This window comes from Phenylobacterium sp. LjRoot225 (genome assembly GCF_964252855.1).
Lineage (GTDB): Bacteria > Pseudomonadota > Alphaproteobacteria > Caulobacterales > Caulobacteraceae > Phenylobacterium.
The window spans coordinates 97,610-113,819 of the sequence record NZ_CAXUPL020000002.1; the positions used below are offsets into that span (position 1 = coordinate 97,610).

14 protein-coding genes and 1 pseudogene are annotated in these 16,210 nt (G+C 65.7%); 6 read left to right on the forward strand and 9 right to left on the reverse strand.

The features are described from left to right. Positions 1–188 precede the first annotated feature (188 nt). From ACSQ2B_RS10800 to ACSQ2B_RS10810, 3 genes and pseudogenes are all read right to left on the reverse strand, one after another. Entirely contained in the window at positions 189–773 is a 585-nt protein-coding gene (locus ACSQ2B_RS10800) for a TetR/AcrR family transcriptional regulator (protein ID WP_436049770.1), read from the reverse strand. Between the two features lie 810 nt (positions 774–1,583). Beyond that, positions 1,584–3,164 (reverse strand): glycosyltransferase family 39 protein, encoded by a 1,581-nt coding sequence (locus ACSQ2B_RS10805; RefSeq protein ID WP_436049772.1) that lies wholly within the window; start codon positions 3,162–3,164, stop codon positions 1,584–1,586. Positions 3,165–4,052: 888 nt separating this feature from the next. After that, positions 4,053–4,244: pseudogene (locus ACSQ2B_RS10810) on the reverse strand (integrase); the annotation flags it as partial. Positions 4,245–4,535: 291 nt separating this feature from the next. Here ACSQ2B_RS10810 and ACSQ2B_RS10815 point away from each other — a divergent pair. Then, positions 4,536–5,588 carry an NAD(P)H-dependent amine dehydrogenase family protein gene (locus ACSQ2B_RS10815; RefSeq protein ID WP_436049774.1) on the forward strand — a complete coding sequence of 351 codons (1,053 nt, stop codon included), beginning with the start codon at positions 4,536–4,538 and terminating at the stop codon, positions 5,586–5,588. A 159-nt stretch (positions 5,589–5,747) separates the two neighbouring features. Here ACSQ2B_RS10815 and ACSQ2B_RS10820 read toward each other — a convergent pair whose 3' ends face one another. Genes ACSQ2B_RS10820 through ACSQ2B_RS10830 form a run of 3 tightly spaced genes read right to left on the reverse strand, consistent with a single transcriptional unit; the run spans position 5,748 to position 9,193 of the window. Further along, positions 5,748–8,111, reverse strand: a complete 2,364-nt coding sequence (locus ACSQ2B_RS10820) for a lanthionine synthetase LanC family protein (RefSeq protein ID WP_436049775.1) — start codon at positions 8,109–8,111, stop codon at positions 5,748–5,750. Then, a complete protein-coding gene (locus ACSQ2B_RS10825) occupies positions 8,108–8,881 on the reverse strand; it encodes a hypothetical protein (protein WP_436049776.1) in 774 nt (257 codons plus the stop codon). Before ACSQ2B_RS10825 ends, ACSQ2B_RS10820 begins: the two co-directional genes overlap by 4 nt. Positions 8,882–8,905: 24 nt before the next feature. Next, positions 8,906–9,193: a hypothetical protein gene (locus ACSQ2B_RS10830; RefSeq protein ID WP_436049777.1), complete on the reverse strand. Its 288-nt coding sequence runs from the start codon at positions 9,191–9,193 to the stop codon at positions 8,906–8,908. An 886-nt stretch (positions 9,194–10,079) separates the two neighbouring features. On the opposite strand from ACSQ2B_RS10830, the gene ACSQ2B_RS10835 reads away from it, so the two are divergent. The 4 genes from ACSQ2B_RS10835 to ACSQ2B_RS10850 all read left to right on the forward strand — a co-directional run bounded on the left by ACSQ2B_RS10835 (position 10,080) and on the right by ACSQ2B_RS10850 (position 13,064). After that, positions 10,080–11,204, forward strand: coding sequence for a hypothetical protein (locus ACSQ2B_RS10835; protein ID WP_436049778.1), 1,125 nt, complete (start codon positions 10,080–10,082; stop codon positions 11,202–11,204). Next, a complete protein-coding gene (locus ACSQ2B_RS10840) occupies positions 11,201–11,623 on the forward strand; it encodes a TadE/TadG family type IV pilus assembly protein (protein WP_436049779.1) in 423 nt (140 codons plus the stop codon). Before ACSQ2B_RS10835 ends, ACSQ2B_RS10840 begins: the two co-directional genes overlap by 4 nt. 22 nt (positions 11,624–11,645) lie before the next feature. After that, on the forward strand, positions 11,646–12,041 hold the full coding sequence (locus ACSQ2B_RS10845) for a TadE/TadG family type IV pilus assembly protein (RefSeq protein ID WP_436049780.1): 396 nt from the start codon (positions 11,646–11,648) through the stop codon (positions 12,039–12,041). A 582-nt stretch (positions 12,042–12,623) separates the two neighbouring features. Continuing rightward, on the forward strand, positions 12,624–13,064 hold the full coding sequence (locus tag ACSQ2B_RS10850) for a response regulator (protein ID WP_436049781.1): 441 nt from the start codon (positions 12,624–12,626) through the stop codon (positions 13,062–13,064). Between the two features lie 55 nt (positions 13,065–13,119). Here the strand turns inward: ACSQ2B_RS10850 and ACSQ2B_RS10855 are convergent, their stop codons facing one another. Then, complete coding sequence (locus tag ACSQ2B_RS10855) at positions 13,120–13,446, reverse strand: hypothetical protein (RefSeq protein WP_436049783.1); 327 nt, start codon at positions 13,444–13,446, stop codon at positions 13,120–13,122. A 247-nt stretch (positions 13,447–13,693) separates the two neighbouring features. Further along, positions 13,694–13,939, reverse strand: a complete 246-nt coding sequence (locus ACSQ2B_RS10860) for a hypothetical protein (RefSeq protein ID WP_436049784.1) — start codon at positions 13,937–13,939, stop codon at positions 13,694–13,696. Positions 13,940–14,127: 188 nt separating this feature from the next. On the opposite strand from ACSQ2B_RS10860, the gene ACSQ2B_RS10865 reads away from it, so the two are divergent. Next, positions 14,128–14,502 carry a PRC-barrel domain-containing protein gene (locus tag ACSQ2B_RS10865; RefSeq protein ID WP_436049785.1) on the forward strand — a complete coding sequence of 125 codons (375 nt, stop codon included), beginning with the start codon at positions 14,128–14,130 and terminating at the stop codon, positions 14,500–14,502. A 192-nt stretch (positions 14,503–14,694) separates the two neighbouring features. On the opposite strand, the gene ACSQ2B_RS10870 is transcribed toward ACSQ2B_RS10865, so the two are convergent. Continuing rightward, on the reverse strand, positions 14,695–16,110 hold the full coding sequence (locus ACSQ2B_RS10870; protein WP_436049787.1) for an ABC transporter substrate-binding protein: 1,416 nt from the start codon (positions 16,108–16,110) through the stop codon (positions 14,695–14,697). Positions 16,111–16,210: the final 100 nt, after the last annotated feature.

Consider the following 16,210-nt stretch of genomic DNA (forward strand, 5'->3'; position numbering starts at 1 on the left):
TCAATGGACCGGCCGCATATCGGCTCTGGCGCGCACAGCCGCCGTCGGGATGATGCATTTCTTAGAAGCCTTGCCGCCGGATAGCCGACGCAGTCGCAGCTACGGTGATCGCGCGGGCAAAACGCGTGCCGGGGATGCAAGGGCGGCCGCGCCGCTTGAACTTATTTCCCGTCTGGGAAGGCCAGCGATCAGTTGGAAGCGGGCATATCGACGAGTTGGACGTCCACCGGCCGCGCGGTCGATCTCACGATCAATGTGTCGATGATCGTGACGATGTTTTCGACCGGGTAGTCAGCCGGCTGGCGCATCCACCAGGCGAGAATCTCGAAGAGGCCGCTGACGATGAAGGACGCGGCGAGCTCGACCGGAAGCCAAGGATTGCGCCGCTCCCGAGTCTCTCCGATCTCCTTCGCAATGCGCCTGAATTCCTCTCGCATGGCCGGTGCGGCGCCGCCGGTGAGCAACCGCGCCCAGAGCGCCCGATGGTCGTTGATGTGCTGACAGAGCGCTTGCAGCGCCTGGTCGCCCGTTCCGACCTCGAACATCGGACCGGTTAGCGAAAGCAGGCATCGTACTTCATCGGTCGCTATGTCTTCGAGGAGTTGTTCCTTCGTCTCGTAACGACGGAAGAAGACGGGGTAGCTCACCCCCGCGCGGCTTGTGATCTCGCGGATGGAAACTTGTTCGAATGGTTTTTCCTCGATGAGGGCGAGCAAGGCGCCCTGAAGCGCCTTACGCGAGCGCAAAGCTCGCGCATCGTCGGGCCGCGACATCCGCGGCTTCGTGGTGCTCGCAACGCCCATCTAAAGCAAAGCCTTCCTCGCGGAACCAGTCGCAGCGCCTGCTGCCTACCGCAAGCAAACGTCTTCACCCAATGGTTTCGGGCGCCTTGGCCAAGAGCTGAGCTGCGCCAATCGTGATCGCGGCCGCAGAGCCTGCGCAGTCGTAGAAGCAGATCTTGTTCATGCCGCGAACGTAAGCGCCGCGAGGCCCGCGGCCAGAACCAATCTCATCGTGCCCCCCTCGCGCCTGAGTGGCGCGCCGAGCGATGCTAAACCGATGCTGGGCCCAGGGAGAAGTGGCCTTTGGGGATCGCCGCCTTGGCGGTTTGGCCTTGCCCTTTGGGCTCCGGTGGCCCTTGGCGATCAGGCTGGCCCGCAGCGCCGACATCAGATCGACTACATTCTGGCCCGCTCGGCTTTGAGCCTGTGAAGCCTGTACGCGACCCAGAGGGGTACGCCCACTCCATCGCTAATCCGACCACGTGCATTATTACGCTCATCCAGAATTGGGTCGGGTATTGCTCGATCGAGAACCACACTCGATGACCACGTCGCCCCCCAAAGGCGATTCCTTTGGTTGCCGCGAGATACAGGCTGAGGATCAATCAGGCATCGATAAAGGCCAAGATTGGAAGTTGCCACCACATTCGCCGACGATTCTTGAGCCAAAGGCGTTCCGGCCACGTCTGACCAATATCAGGGTCATTTTTACTCACGAAACAATCTTCACGGGTATAAACAGCCCGCACCACCTAGCGATAGCGATTGACTAGCTTAACAAGCCACCGCGGCCCATCTTGCCTAACGCGCGCTCGTATGCACGGGCGGAAGGGGGCCGTCTGACGTGGCATTGGTCCGGATATTGGGCTTGAAGCTGCGAAACTCGGCCCGGCCGTCGGCGAAACCGACGACGGTGACCATGCCCGGCTGGAACCTTGCGGCGAGAGTCCGGGCGTCCAACCGCACGCCAAGCGCCCGAGCGAGGCCGGACGCGAGGCGACGCCCCTCGTCGCCGAGCGGCGGCTCATGGACAACGACGACGAGCGCCAACGGCTGGGCGAGGGCGGGAGATCCGGCCCGGGGGAGGCGCGTTTGAGCGTCGCTGAGCGTGGTCCAGCCCTGCAGATCCCAGTCCACCGGCGCGCGCAGGTATTCGGGCGTCGCGTAGTACCAGCCAGGCCAGTAGATGACCTGGTTGGGCCGATAGCCGGCCGCCGCGACCGCCTTGACCGCCGTGGAGACGGCGTAGGTCGCCGGGCGCGGGTACCATTGCAGCAAATGGGTGCTCCACCAGAGCTGGATAACGGCGATCGCGGCCACGACGCCCGTTCGGAGAAGCGCGACCTGCGCCGGGCCGCTGGTCGCCGCCAAGCCGGCCCAGCCCAGCCAGATGGCGGGCTGGACGGCGCTTAGGTGGCGGGCGGCGGCGTGGTGGAAGTTGGCGAGAATGATGAAGACGCAGACGAGGTTCGCGAGCGCCACCCCGCCGGTCACGAGCACCGCGACCTTCTGCCTGCGCCAGAGGATCGCCAGGCCGACCGCGGCCGCGACGAGGCCCAGCGGCCACCAAGGGTCTCCCCCGGTGATCTGCGCAAGCGCGGAGGAGGAGAAGAAGACCTGATGCTCCAGCGACGCGTGGTCGTAGTGGGCGCCGCGCCGGTGCGTCAGCCCCCAGGCCACCGAAAGGACGCCCCCGCCCAGCACCGCTGCGCCGCCCAGCAGGATGCGCCGACGTCCGGGGCCCGCAGCCGTGGCGGCCAGGATGGCGAAGGCGACCGCCAGCCCGGGCAGCAGCGTGAGCGCCACCGAGCTGGTCCATAGCGCGGCGGCCATCAGCGCGGCGGCCGCGACCCAGCCCGCCAGCCCGCCGGCCTCGTTCCGGAGCAGCTTCACAAGCAGCGTGCAGAGCAGCAGCAACTCCAGCGCGAAGGGAGCGTACATCCGGGCGAAGCCGCTCTGCTGGACCATGTTAGGATCCACGGCGAGCAGCAGGGCCAGCCAGAATCCGCACCTGGACCCCGCGGCGGTCCGCCCGAACGCCCAGGCGGCCGGGACGCAGGCGAGGCCTGCGACAAGCCCTGGCAGGCGGAGCGCCCAAAGCGCGTCGCCGAAGAACCGGACGATGACCTCCTCGACCAGGTAAATCCCGGGCGGGTGCTCGGCGTGATGGCTCCAGGCGAGATAGTCGCTGAGATGCTTGTGGCCGACGACGTACCAGGTATTGGCCTCGTCGACATAGACGACCGGGCTGAGATAGCCGGGCAGGCGCAGCGCCAGCGCTAGCGCCACGAGCGCTGCAAGCCCGGCGACCGCCACGGGGCGCCGGCTGTCCCAGGCGACGGCGCTGCGCGACCGCCCCTCGTCCGCGTCGAGAACAAGCATTGGCCGCCCCCCCATGCGCTCCGCGGCCGCCCTTTCCTCGGCCTTTCCGGCGCCATGCGTCAGCAAAGGTGGCGCGAAATCAAGGGGACGGGGGCGCAACGCCCAACTTAACCGATCGGCCTGAACGGTCGGTTAGCGAAAGTCGCGGGACTTAAGAGCGCCGGCCGGGCGGTCCCCTGCCCCGTCGCACTTCGGCTGGAACCCACAGCGCTCGCGAGGGCTTCGGGTCGGCGTCGGTCTACGCCCGCTTTTGACGCACCAACCATCCATGCTTCCCGCAGCAGGAGCTGAGCATGGCGAATGGGAATGCCCGGAAGCGGGTGGCGCTGGCCGGAGCGCAGAATTGGCCTCGCCAGCTCATTCCTCAACGTTGGATTTTACCCCTCCCGGCCGAACGCCGCATTCCGGGCGCGGAGCCAACGTCCGCTCGCCACCCTCCCCGGCTATTCCGAACGTCCGCTCCGCGGCTGCGGGCAACGCGCCAGGCTTGGTCCGCGCGGTGCCAAGAGGCGAAGTTGGGATCCGCCCAGATTCCAGACCTTCACGCCGGCCGCCCAACCGGCCTGAACGCCCCAGCGGACGTGAGCGCCTGGGTGGTTTATGCTGCCGAAATGCCGCCGATAGCCGACAAGGCGAAAACCGATGAATGAGCCCACCATCCAGGTCCTGATCTTCGGCGGCGTCGTCGTCCTCGCAATCGGGCTCTTCTTCGAGCGGGTCGCCCGCAAAAAGCCCCGTCTCGACGATCAGGACTAAGCCCGGCGACATCGAATCTGAAACCCCGCTGGCGATGGCCAGCAGATTGTCCAGCCGCCGCCAACTGCGGCGTCCACCTCCGACAAGCGGACGTGCGGAATGATCACATCGCACTCCGCCCCCGCGCGCACGTCAGAGATCAACCTGGAGTGAAAGTTCGATCGCGTCATCGACCTCGATTCCGAGATACCGCACGGTGCTCTCGATCTTTCGGTGGCCGAGGAGCAGTTGGCACGCTCTGAGATTCCCCGTGCGCTTGTAGATGAGCGCGACTTTCGTGCGCCGCAGGCTGTGGGTGCCGTAGGCGCGCGGCTCGAGCCCGACAGCAGCTTCGCGAGAGGCTCGCGAACCCTGACGCCTGATCGTGGACCCGCTCTAAATTCCAGCTCTGTGATGGCCGAGCGGCGCCAAAAGCGGACTCGGCGACCGCTGCAGAATCCAGACATTCAAGAGGTGGGTGGAACGGGGAATTTCGATCCCAAGCAGACCTGAGCTTTCGGCATCTCGAAGCCCCACGAGAGCACTTGAAGCCAGTGAGAATCCCAATTCGGCTGTCCTTCTGGTCTCGCAGCGACGGCCGCAAAGCGCCATGCTCAAGCACGGGAGGAAGCTCAGATGCAGAAGATCCGCGTAGTCCAATGGAACACCGGAAAGGTTGGCAAGCTCGCGATGCAGGGCATCCTGGACAATCCGGGGTACGAGCTCGTCGGCGTCTATGCCCATTCGCCCGAAAAGGTCGGGGTCGACGCTGGCCAGCTCTGCGGGCGGCCAAACACCGGCATCAAGGCGACCAACGATATCGAAGCAATCATCGGCGCCAGGCCCGATGTCGTCGTCTACACGCCCTTCACCGGCGATGTGGACGAGCTTGCCAAGCTGCTGGAGAACGGCATCAACGTGCTTAGCACGAACCTGCTGTTCCACGTCGGGGGCGTGCGCGGGGAAGTGAAGCGCACGCTCCAGGCAGCGGGCGAGCGTGGCAATGCCTCGCTCTACATCACTGGGATCAACCCCGGGTGGATCAATTCAATGGCTACCGGCCTGACGGCCGTATGCGGAAGGGTTGACTGCGTTTCGATCTACGAATCGGCCGACTGTTCAGGTTATGCTTCTCCAGAGACTTGGAACTACTTTCGCATGGGCCAAGTAGGCGTCACCGACGAGGTGATCGAGGCGGCCAAGACCTGGCTGGTCATGTTTAGAGACGCCGCGGAGCGCGTCGCTGAAGGCATGGGGCTAGAAGTCGAAGAGTTCGACTTCTACTGCGATTATGCGACCGCTGCCGAGCGTGTGGACCTCGGCTGGTTCGTGATGGAAGCAGGGACCAATGCCGCGGTGCGTGCCGGCTGGAACGGCAAGGTGAACGGTGAGACGCGGGTGCGTTCGCAGGTCACTTGGTACCTCACCAAGAACATCGCCGAGGACTGGGACATCGACGACCAGGAATATCATCTGGTCGTCGAAGGGGCTCCGCGCATCGACATGCACATGCACTTCACCAATACCGCGGTGTCGCCGCTCGATGGCCAGTGGAGTCCAACTGCGACGACATCCTACGCCACGATCAATGCAATCCCTCAGATCGTCGCCGCAAAGGCCGGCATGCTGACGCTGCACGATATCGGTCTGCCCTACGCGACCCAAGGCTACTGGGGGCGTTCGCGCTGATCAGCGGGACGACCGGGCGCCGGCGACGGAAACGCCTTACGTCGTCCGTTCACAGCAAGGCGACCAACGGCAGATGTCTTAGCTTTCTGGCAGGGTCCACGGCTGGACTGTCAGTGACACACGAACCCGAACTTGGGCCCGGCGGCCCGATCGGGCCGGCTAGAGAGGCGAATGGCAGATCGGCCACACACTGCCCTCGGGCGCGAGGGCTTCGAGACGAGCTAGCTCCAGCCCCAATCGACCGCGGAACAGACTGTGCGGTGCAAGCGGATGGAACGGCGTATCGACGTCGAGGAGCTTGCGCCCTCGATCGAACCATGTTCCGTCGCCCGTTAGGCGGCCAAGCTCGAACAGACTGAGCGCCTGACCGGCACGGCCGCAGCAGAGCGACGGGCCGGAGCCCGCACGGTTGGCCCAGAGGAACTCGCCGGCTTTCAGCGCGCGGTCTGCGTGTGCGTCACGCTGCCCCGCGCGCGCCGCCCGGCTCCACAGAAGGACGTGGCCAGCCGACCCATGGCACCAACCAGTCCAGGCGCTTCCGCTGTCTGCGCCCGAATACAGCGGCCAGGCCAATCCTTCTGCGGTGGCGTGTGCTTCGTCCACGAGCCGCGACAGGTGGCGTTCCACAAGTCGGCGAAGCTGGTCACCGGGCCGGCCGTCCGTCCAGTCGATGAGCGCGTAGAGCGCGCCGGCGCGGCCGTGCGCCAAGCCGAGATAGGCTGGGTCAAGGCAGTTCGCGATCGCCGGCGCCTCCAGTTCGCTCGCGACAATCGTCGCAAGGCGACCGCCGAGTTCGCCCAAGGCCGCGGTCTCGCGCGCCGCCGATGCATCGCACGTGGCCAGGAGCTGGGAGGTTGCGACCAGCAGCCCCGCCGCTCCGTTCATTAGATCCAGCGAGTAAGCGCCCCCCAACTCGCAAAGGTTAAGTCCGTGCAGGAACTCCGAGACGGCCGCGGCGAAGCCTCCGCTATCGCCTTCCGCACAGCGAACCATGGCAAGGGTGTAGTGGAGACCTGGCTCGGCGCCGAACAACGCAAACCGCCCCACCATCTCTGGTGTGACGCCCACTTCCACCCCCTCGAACGCCTCGACCCTGCTGCGGTCCGCAAAGGCCTGTTGGATCCACACTTCGGCCGCGGCCAGCGCGGCCGCATCCTGCGTTACAACCGAGGTTCGAAGCAGCGCCCACGCGATCCCTGCCGCCCCGTAGTAGAGCGAGGCTGTGGGACCACGCGCCAAGCCATGCGCCAGGAGGGAACTCTCCAGTCCATACTCGGTGACGAGCGCATTGGTGGGAGCGATGCGTTTCCTGACCTCCGGGCGGGGCCTCGTCGCGCCGACGGCGGTGGCTGCTCGCAATTCCTGCGCAAAAGCCGCGACACTGGGCCAGCGGTCCTCAGGATCCTTGGCGAGGGCGCGCGCCAGCACCGCCTCCAGGCCCGGCCAGGGAAGGCCGAGGTCCGCGAAGCGGCGGGGAAGCTCCTCGGCGATCTGCTTCAGCGCAACGCGGCTCTCTAGAGAAAGGCGGAGATAGGCCGCGCCGGTGATGATCCGATAGATCATCGCCGCCAGAGCGTACTGCTCGCTTCGCGGCGTCGTCAGCGGCAACGGGCGCTCCTGCAGCGCCGCCTGCGCCGCTTCCGGCTCATAGTCCGTCAACAGGCCGACGCGAGGCCGGTCCTCAGGCGCGTCGGAGATGCGGGCGGCGCCGAAGTCGATGACGCTCACCTGGCCCTCGGCATCCACGAGGACATTGCGCCCGTGGACGTCGCCATGCAGGACGCCGCCGTCGTGGAGTCGCGCATAGAGGTCCGCCAGTCGCGCGGCGACGACGATCCGCATCTCCGTGAGATTTCCGGAATCTCTGGACCAGGCCAGCAGATCGCGCCCCTCGCACCACGACAGCGCCAGGAAGGGCGCCTTGGTCCCCGGCGCAGGCTCCAGCACCCGCGGCACGCCGGGCATGTCGGCGGCTTCCAGCCGCTTCAGGATCTCGCATTCTCGCTGCAGGGAGGTCCGCAACAGGTCGGGGGCGTCCTCCGGGATCCACTTGAGCGCGGCCTTCGCGCCATTAGGCCCGCGGGCGGCGTAGACCTCCGTCTCCGCCTGGGCGTCGATGCAGGCGACCAACTCGAACGCGCCCAGGCGAACGCCGGCCTGAAAATGCGGCTCGCGCCTCGCCGGGCGCATCGCCCCCGGCGTCACAAGGATCCGCTCGGCGCAAAGACGAGCAACGAGGGGGAGCAGCTGCGCCGCCAGATGGACCGGGTCCTCCGCCTGCGCAAGGCTCTGCTCAACGACGGCCTCCGCGACGGTCCTGGGTTCGCAGAAGCGGCGAAGGAAGGCCGCCGTCTCGGGACCGACCCGGTGCGCCGCGTAGCGGGAGCGCCGCTCGCTGACGATGAAGTCATCCGGCGCGCCCCCGAGGCGCTCTCGGATGTCGGCCGGGTATTGCGACACCGCTACGATGTCGACGTTGGGGTTCAGGCAAAGCGGCCCGCGTGGGGATGGCGCCTGACTCATAGGCCGGGCGCACCAAGTGGCCGCCATCCGTCGGGATCAACTCCGGCGTGGCGTAATATGTCGAAGGCATAGGGTTCGGCGGCGCCCCCATCAGCGGGCGCACCGCGGAGACCGCGAGCAAGAATGTCCGTGACCATCTGACGCCAGCTGCCGTACGGCGCACCCGGGTCGAAACCCCAGGAAAGCAGGCCGGCCGGATCCAGCGGGGCCGTGAACGGCACGCCATGGGCCGCTTCGCCGGCGAGACCCGTCTCGAGCTCATCGGCGGCGCGCCACAGGTCTTCCCGGCTGTCGAAGTAGAGCACGAGTTTGTCCGGCCTCAGCACGCCGATAGCGCCGACGCCGACCTTGAACGCTGGCGCGCCGAGTTCGCAACAGACGCCCACTACCTTGCGAAACACAGACGGCAGCGCTTCGGCCCGCGGGCTCACGTAGAGCTTATGCCGTAGCGACCCTGCCGCCCTACGGCGTCGCCAGTAGAACCAATGCGGCGTTCCGCCCTCGCTTGGCGCACGCTCGTATATCCGCCGGAGGCGCTCTTCCATCGCCTCAAGGCCCAGCCAGGCCCGTGTGCGGTTGACGTCAGGCAACACTACCCGCCACTCGGCCGAGACTGGAGTCGTGTTGAACGCATATAGACGCGCCGCCAGCGTCTCCTGCGAAAGCGACCGAAGACATACGCCATACCGAACGGCTGCCGCGCTGAGGGCGAACAGGGGGTGCGTCTCGGCCGCATTACGGCCGACCACTGCGTTGGCGACCTTGAGCACGGTAGCGCCGGGCGAGGCCGCCGCTTACTTCGTCCTCGCGGCGAACTTCTGGACGACCGTCATCACCTCTTCCTGCAGCGCCTCTAAGTCGACGGGGTTGATCAGGATATTCGCGTCGAACCCCCACATCGTCCCGCTCTTTCCGCTACATGAGGTGCCTACGCAGGTCATCGCCGCGCCGCCGCAGCCGCCGGTGCCCGGGTTGCAAATCACCGAGCCACCTGAGTTGCAGGAAGCGAGGTCTGCGCCGGGAAGCTGCGGCGCCCCGATGTTGAAGGAAAGCTTGGTGAGTTCGAACCGATTGTCAGGCATCACGACCTCCCATGGAGTTCACTGAGTGACGAAAAGCGCGGACGTCTCGTACTAAAGGGCGGTTGCCGGGCTCACCCACGGCGACGCTGGCGTGCGATGGGCCATAGCGCCAACTCGGCGACGAGCCCGTCGCGGGGCCGGCGAGCACCATCACGATAATCGAACTCTTCACGCCGTACGGGTGGCAACCTCACATTGAACTGCGATGAAATGGTGGCCCCGAAGTTGAGTTGACGTCAAGGTAGAGGTCAATTCTTCGGCTGTTTTGCGCCTCACGTTCGCGAGATCACATCGGCGTCTATCGCCTGAACGTGCGAGCTTTGCAGTTCTGCGCGGGGACGGCTTCCAACTGCGGGGCTCCAATGGCCGTCGCGTACGGCTTGGATGGGCACGATCGCAGATCCCGTTTAGATCCGGCTCAGCCCCAACCCGGTCCTAGAACCCAGCGGGCCGCCAGCGCCGAGTCCGGGTCGCGCCAATTGCAGACATTCGCGTCCGTCCGGAAACCGGACCTTCGCGGGCAGCCCCAAACGGGGAATTTCGACCCAGAGCGGACGCCCCGGCACCTGCCTCAACAACGGGTGCGAATCTCAGTCGCGCAGTTTGCGATCAGGCGGGTCCCCGCTCCCCACCGGTCACCGGAACTCACCAAGAACAGAGATCTGCCCATGGACGCCGGCTCCCTATTTACCATGGCAGATAGCGAAGGATTAAGCGTGGATGGTCAAAGTAACGACGCGCACAAATACGTGCAGCGGCAGAAATTATCTCAGATATGCACCACCACTATAGATCTATCATAGGTTGTTTCCTGCGCGATAATCGAGGAAACGTCGCCATCGTCTTCGCCCTGGGCGCGCCGATGCTGATCGGTGGGGCGGCTTTCATGGCAGAGAGCGGTTTCCATTTCTGGCGCCACTCGAAGTTGCAGGCGGTGGCCGATGCGGCTGCTTTTGCCGGAGCTGTTGAGAGCCGCAGCGGGTCCGCCGGCGCCCTGGTCACCACGGCGGCGACCAACTCCGCCGTGACCAACGGCTGGGCGCCCGCCTCCGGCGCCATCGAAGTCGACACGCCGCCCAGCACCGGCACGCACCAGACGCGGGAAGCCGTCGAAGTTCGCATCACCGAACAGCTGCCGCGCTTCTTCACGGCCATGTTCTCCCAGCAGCCGATGATCGCGCGGGCTAGGGCTGTGGCGGTCTATCAGACCGTCTCCAACGCCTGCGTGTTGGCGCTTAGCCCCAACGCGCGCCAGGCGCTGCAGGTGCAGGGCTCGTCCCGCCTTGAGCTGGACGGCTGCGACGTGGTCAGCAATTCCTTGGCTGATGACGCCCTGCAGGTCTGGGGCGCAGGGCGGCTCACCGCCGATTGCGCGGTTTCCGCTGGCGGCGTCGCCAGCAAAAACGGCCTGCAACTCAACAAGTGCTCGGCCCCCGTCACCCAGGCGCCGCGCGTCGGCGACCCGCTGCGCGATCTTCCTGATCCAACGCCGGGTCCGTCACAGTCGGTCCCGAAGAACAGCAACGAGCCGATCACGCTCCTCCCCGGTCGGTACTCCGGCGGCATGGACCTGAAAGGCAATGTCACCCTGCAGCCGGGCGCCTACTACATCTCGGGCGGCAACTTCACGGTGAACGCCAACGCGGCGGTGTCGGGCAGCGGGGTCACCATCTACATGGAGTCCGGTTCGAACATCCGGATGAACGGCTCGGCCACAGTCAGCATGAGCGCACCGACCACAGGCGCGTATTCCGGGGTGCTGTTCTTCGGCGACCGGGACGGCGGCGGCGACAACGTGTTCAACGGCAACGCCAGTTCGGCGCTCACCGGGAATATCTACTTCCCCAGCCAGCAGGTCTCCTTCAACGGCAGCTTCAGCGGCGACGGCGGCTGCGTGCACATCATCGCCAACACCGTGGACTGGGGCGGTGACGCCGAGCTGAAGGCGGATTGCGACGCCAAGGGCATGAGCCGCATTCCGTCGCGTCAGGCCGTAAGGGTCGTCGAGTGAAGCGTGTCTGGCGAAGCTATGGCGGCGATGACAGCGGCGCGTCTGCGGTCGAGTTCGCACTCGTGCTGCCGATCGTCGCGGCGCTGCTGCTGTTTGGCCTGGATAGCTGGCTGCGACTGAGCCACGCCCACGACACCACGACCGCGCTGCAGACGGGCGTACGCTACTATCAAGACGGCGGCGCCGACGATGAGGCCGCAAGGACGCTGGCGCTCTCGAGCTGGCCGAACCGGCCGAGCGACGCGACCCTGAGCATCAACCGCAGCTGCACCTGCAGCGTCCAGATCGTCGCCTGTACTCAAACCTGCGACGGAGTGGATCCGCCGCAGACCCACGTAACGCTCATCGCCCAGGGGACATTCCGGGGGATGCGCGGCTCCGACCTGCTCAGTCAACAGGAGACGCTGCGTGTGCGCTGAGGACAAACCTAAGGCCGCGAGTATGGCCAAGGACGAGAGCGGAGGGAGCGCCATTGAGTTCGCCCTGCTCTCGCCCCTGCTGATCTTGGTGGTGGTGGGCACAATCCAGGTGGGATGGATCCTACACTGCGCCGCCAGCGTGCGCTGGGCGCTGGAGGCGAGTGCGCGGACCTTGCTCTTCGACCCCAACCAGACCGCGGACCAGCTTCGTTCGGCCATGCTCACTAAGCTGTCCGGATTGGCGGACGCGAGAGAGCTGGCGGTGACCCTCACCCGCGACTCGGCAGCCAGAACTGTGGTGGTGCAGACGCGCTATGACGCGCCGCTCAGCCTGCCGCTCGTGTCGATGGATAAGCTGACTTTTCAGACTTCCGTGACGGTCCCGACCTTCGATGAAGCCGGCGTAGCGCCTCAGTAGGTCGGCGCGTTGAGAACGGCGGTGGTACAGCAGTAGCGGAGATGTGCTGCTGCCCCCGCCTCAGGGCTAGGGCGTGGACTCAATAGCTCGCGAGACCCGGCTCGGAATTCGCCTGCTCGACCGGACCACGCGCCGTGTCGCGCCCACCGAGGCGGGGCAGGCTTACTTCCGCCGATCGCGTAAGGCGCTCGACGAAGCCCTGGCCGCGGCGGCCGACGCCACTGCCCTGCAGGAGGAACCCGTTAGGTCGCGATGCGTCAGAACGCTGATAAGGCGCCCGGGTGAACACCCGAGGCGAGCGAGGGCGGAGGCGCGCCAGGAGCGGACTCTGCGACCGCTCCATGAACGCGACGTTCAGGCGGGCGGTGACCCGGCGAGATCGTTTGACAGCCCGCTGCTGACCCGAGACCCGGCCATCCGGCGGGCGCGCTCGGCGTCCAGCTGGTCATTAATCTTTCACTGCGCGGCTAGTCTGGCGGGCCGCCACGGCGGGCATCAATTCCGCGGCGGCCTGCGGAGTCGCCTGGAAAATCTCAGGCCAGAAGCCTACAAATAGGCGCCTAACCAGGTCAGGTGGCGACAATGCCTACGGCTCATACGGGATGGCGAGGCGCCGCTGGCGGAAAAGGCTCCGGTGTTCCTGCCGCCTATCCGGCGCTCCTCGGGCTCGAGATCCTTCTCGTCGAGGATGAGGCGCTCGTCGCGACCATGCTCGAAGACATGCTTGCGGACTTCGGCTGCATCCTGGCCGGGGCCGCCGCCACAGTCAGCGAAGCGCTTGCTGCGGTTGAGGTCGCCACCGAGGTCGACGCCGCGATCCTGGACGTGAACCTGGGCGGCCAGAAGGTGTTCCCGGTGGCGGACATCCTCGTTAGTCGAGGCGTCCCGATCGTCTTCTCGACGGCGTACGGTCCCGCCGATCTCGCTGACCGCTATCCGCGAGCCCGGATCATACAAAAGCCCTACCGCCCAGAGGCCCTGGCCGCACTGCTGATAGACATCGCGCATAACCCGCAGGATTAAGGGGGCGCCTGCGGGCAGCAGCAAAGCGCCATAACCGGACGTTGGACACCCGCGACTAGCAGAGGTCCGGCTCGGTTATGCTTTCCCGGAATCCGTCTGCGGGGACGAATGCGGCGCCCTCATCGTCCAGTACCCACATGCCAATGAACGAAGGATGCGCCGGATCGAGCTCCTCGTCGACCAAATCGCCTTCGTAGAGGCCGACATTGCTGTAGTCGAAGTCCAGTGAGAGTTGATTCGCGAGGTCCAGCATCTCTTCGGCCATTCGACGCGAGTACCCCAAGCCTTCGCTCTCGTTGACGAACTCGTTCGTAAGCGTGCTCACCTCGGCCGCATCGCTGCCTTGGGTCGCACTGGTGGTGACGATGGTGTACGCGGGCATTGTGATCTCTCGTAGGTCCGGATCCGCTCACCTAACCCGTTCGCCTGCGGGAGCGGGCCACATTCTGCAAAAACCTTCCTTCGCGACAGCGGGGACACAACTGGGCCCCGCCCGGTGATCAGTCAGCGGCGCTACCCTAACAAGCGCCTCGGAAACGTCCGCTGCGCTGACCCGTTGCCCGGGCCGCGATGTCCAAGCAGCGCCAGGAGCGGACCTTGGCTTGCCTCCAGGCTCAGGACCTTCGGCCTTACCCAAGCTCGAAGGTGGTCACGCCGAATACCCGATCCAGGCGCAACGGCGGGATTGGGCCGCTGTAAATGCGCGCAGTCTCGAACACCGGCGCCAGCGCCTGCGCCAGCGCCTGCGCCTGCGCCTGCGCCTGCGCCTGCGCCTGCGCCTGCGCCTGCGCCATGGCGGCCGCCTCGGCGTTGATGGCCGGAACGTCAAGAAAGACCTCGTCGCCGCCCGACTCCGCCAACAGCGCCGTCAGCACAGCTTCGGCGCGGCGCGGTCGTCTGCGACGAGGAGGCCTATCTTGCGCCCCGTCCGGCACGGCCGGATCACGCCCCAGGCGGCTGCCGATCGATCGCATCCAGCCCACGACAAAGTGTTCGGTTTCGTATCGCCGATGCATCCGATGCTGCGTTTGGGCGGGGGAATTCTCATTACCAGGAGACAGAGATGACCGAAGGCAAAGCTCCGCTTCCCACCGAAGAGACCCACGACCTGATCGCATCGGACAAGGTCGAGGGGACATCTGTATTCAATAGGGCAGGTGAAAAGCTCGGGACGATCCACAACTTCATGGTCGAGAAGCGTTCCGGCCAAGTCGAGTATGCCGTACTCCAATTCGGCGGCGTCTTAGGCATGGGCAGCGACTACTATCCGCTCCCGTGGGAAACGCTAACCTACGATGTAGACCAGGGCGGCTATGTCGTGGACCTGGACAAGGAGATGATCAAGAACGCGCCGCATTATTCCGAAGACGAGCCTCGCTTTGATCGGGACTACCGCGAGCGCGTCTATGGCGCCTACGGCCTGGCGTACCCGACCTGAAATAGTCCCAGCTGCGGCTCCCGCCGGAGCCGCAGCTTCTATTTCGTCTGCGCGTGCCATTCATACGGCCGTCGCTCAGCTCCTGGGATCGCGTCCGGTCGGGGGATGATCCGATGACGGGTGCAGGTCGCGGGCCTGGGGGCCCCTGCAATGGGCTTCGCCTTCGATGGCGGATCTACGGGACGCCGATGGTCAGCCGGCCCACCAGACATTTTCGGCGAACGAATAGCCCATGAGGCCGCCGATCGGAATCGCGCCGAAGCCCTGGAGGCGGCGGTCGTAAGCATCGAGCAGGCTGATGAACACCGGGATGCCGACCCCGCCCCCCTGATGCACAAGCACCTGCATGTCACCGTACATCTGCTTGCGTTTGGCCTCGTCGGCCTCGCCGCGGGCCGCAAACAGCAGCTGGTCGAACTGGTCGTTCTTCCAGCCGGACTCGTTCCAGACGGCGTCGGACTTGAAGAAGAGACTGAACAGCAGGTCGGCGGTCGGACGGGGGTTGATGTTCCCGAACGTCAGCGGATGCCGCATCCAGTGGTTCGACCAATAGCCGTCCGATGGGACGCGATTGACCGCCAGATGCATGCCGATGCTCGCAGCCGACTCCTGCAGGATCGAGGCCATGTCCACCGATCCCTCCGCCGCCGGCGACGCATAGACCGGCAATCGAACGTTCAGCAGCCCCGCGCGCTTGAGCAGGAATTTCGCGTGGTCCGGATCGTAGGCGCGCTGCGGCAGGCCCGGCAGATAGTAGGGATTGCTGGGCGCAATCGGATGGTCGTTGGCGAGCGTCGCCCGGCCGCGGAAGAGGGCTTTGCGGATCAGCTCGCGATCCACCAGGGACCTCATCGCCGCCGTAAAATCAGGGTTGCTGGTAGGCGCTCGATCCTGGCGCATGATCAGATCTGTGTAGAGGCCGGACTTGGTCTCCAGGACCCGGTGCCGCGCCGACCTCTCGATGCGCCGTATCGAGCGCGCATTGACGGCGTTGATGAGGTGTACGTCCGCCGAGAGCAGGGCGTTTACACGAGAGACCTCGTCGGGGATCCCAATGAGCTCGATTTCGTCGAGGTAAGGCCGCCCGGATTTCCAGTAGTTTTCGTTGCGCACGCCGATGGTGCGAACGCCGGGGTTGAAGACCCTGCACCGGTAAGGCCCGCAGCCGTTTGCGCTGCGGAAGTCACGCGCGCCGTTTCGGACGATCAGGAAGTGGGACGTGGCCAGGATGGCCGGCAGGTCCGCATTCGGCTGCTCCAGCCGCACCTCGACCTCATAGTGTCCGACCGCGCTCACGGTCTGGATCTGGTCGGCGACGCTCTTCACCTTCGACGCCGTCGCCGGGTCCTTGTGGCGCAGCAGCGAGTAGACGACATCCTCCGAGGTGAGCGTCGAGCCGTCGTGAAACTGCACGTTCTTGCGGAGCCTGATCCGCCAGACCTTGCGATCTCCGCTCTCGATCGCCTCCGCGAGACCAAGCTGTGGGCTAAGGTTGGAGTCGAACTGGGTGAGCCCGCTGTAGATCATATAGTGGCGCACGTAGTCGGTGTTGATCGCGCCCTTGGCTGGATCAAGCGTGTCGGCGGCGGAGCTGGAGACCGACGCCACCCGGATGCGGCCTCCTCGTCTCGGCGGCCCGACCGGGCCAGCTACTGACCCCGGCGCGTCATGGGCGCCCTCACCCTCATGCGGACTGCACCCCGCCAGT

What these genes read in the sequence shown, in the direction of transcription:
- ACSQ2B_RS10855 (WP_436049783.1), bottom strand. Translation starts at nt 13,446, where the DNA reads ATGCCCGCGTACACCATCGTCACCACCAGTGCGACCCAAGGCAGCGAT.
- ACSQ2B_RS10830 (WP_436049777.1), bottom strand. Translation starts at nt 9,193, where the DNA reads ATGCCTGACAATCGGTTCGAACTCACCAAGCTTTCCTTCAACATCGGG.
- ACSQ2B_RS10865 (WP_436049785.1), top strand. Translation starts at nt 14,128, where the DNA reads ATGACCGAAGGCAAAGCTCCGCTTCCCACCGAAGAGACCCACGACCTG.
- ACSQ2B_RS10800 (WP_436049770.1), bottom strand. Translation starts at nt 773, where the DNA reads ATGTCGCGGCCCGACGATGCGCGAGCTTTGCGCTCGCGTAAGGCGCTT.
- ACSQ2B_RS10845 (WP_436049780.1), top strand. Translation starts at nt 11,646, where the DNA reads ATGGCCAAGGACGAGAGCGGAGGGAGCGCCATTGAGTTCGCCCTGCTC.
- ACSQ2B_RS10835 (WP_436049778.1), top strand. Translation starts at nt 10,080, where the DNA reads ATGGCAGAGAGCGGTTTCCATTTCTGGCGCCACTCGAAGTTGCAGGCG.
- ACSQ2B_RS10805 (WP_436049772.1), bottom strand. Translation starts at nt 3,164, where the DNA reads ATGCTTGTTCTCGACGCGGACGAGGGGCGGTCGCGCAGCGCCGTCGCC.
- ACSQ2B_RS10815 (WP_436049774.1), top strand. Translation starts at nt 4,536, where the DNA reads ATGCAGAAGATCCGCGTAGTCCAATGGAACACCGGAAAGGTTGGCAAG.
- ACSQ2B_RS10850 (WP_436049781.1), top strand. Translation starts at nt 12,624, where the DNA reads ATGCCTACGGCTCATACGGGATGGCGAGGCGCCGCTGGCGGAAAAGGC.
- ACSQ2B_RS10820 (WP_436049775.1), bottom strand. Translation starts at nt 8,111, where the DNA reads ATGAGTCAGGCGCCATCCCCACGCGGGCCGCTTTGCCTGAACCCCAAC.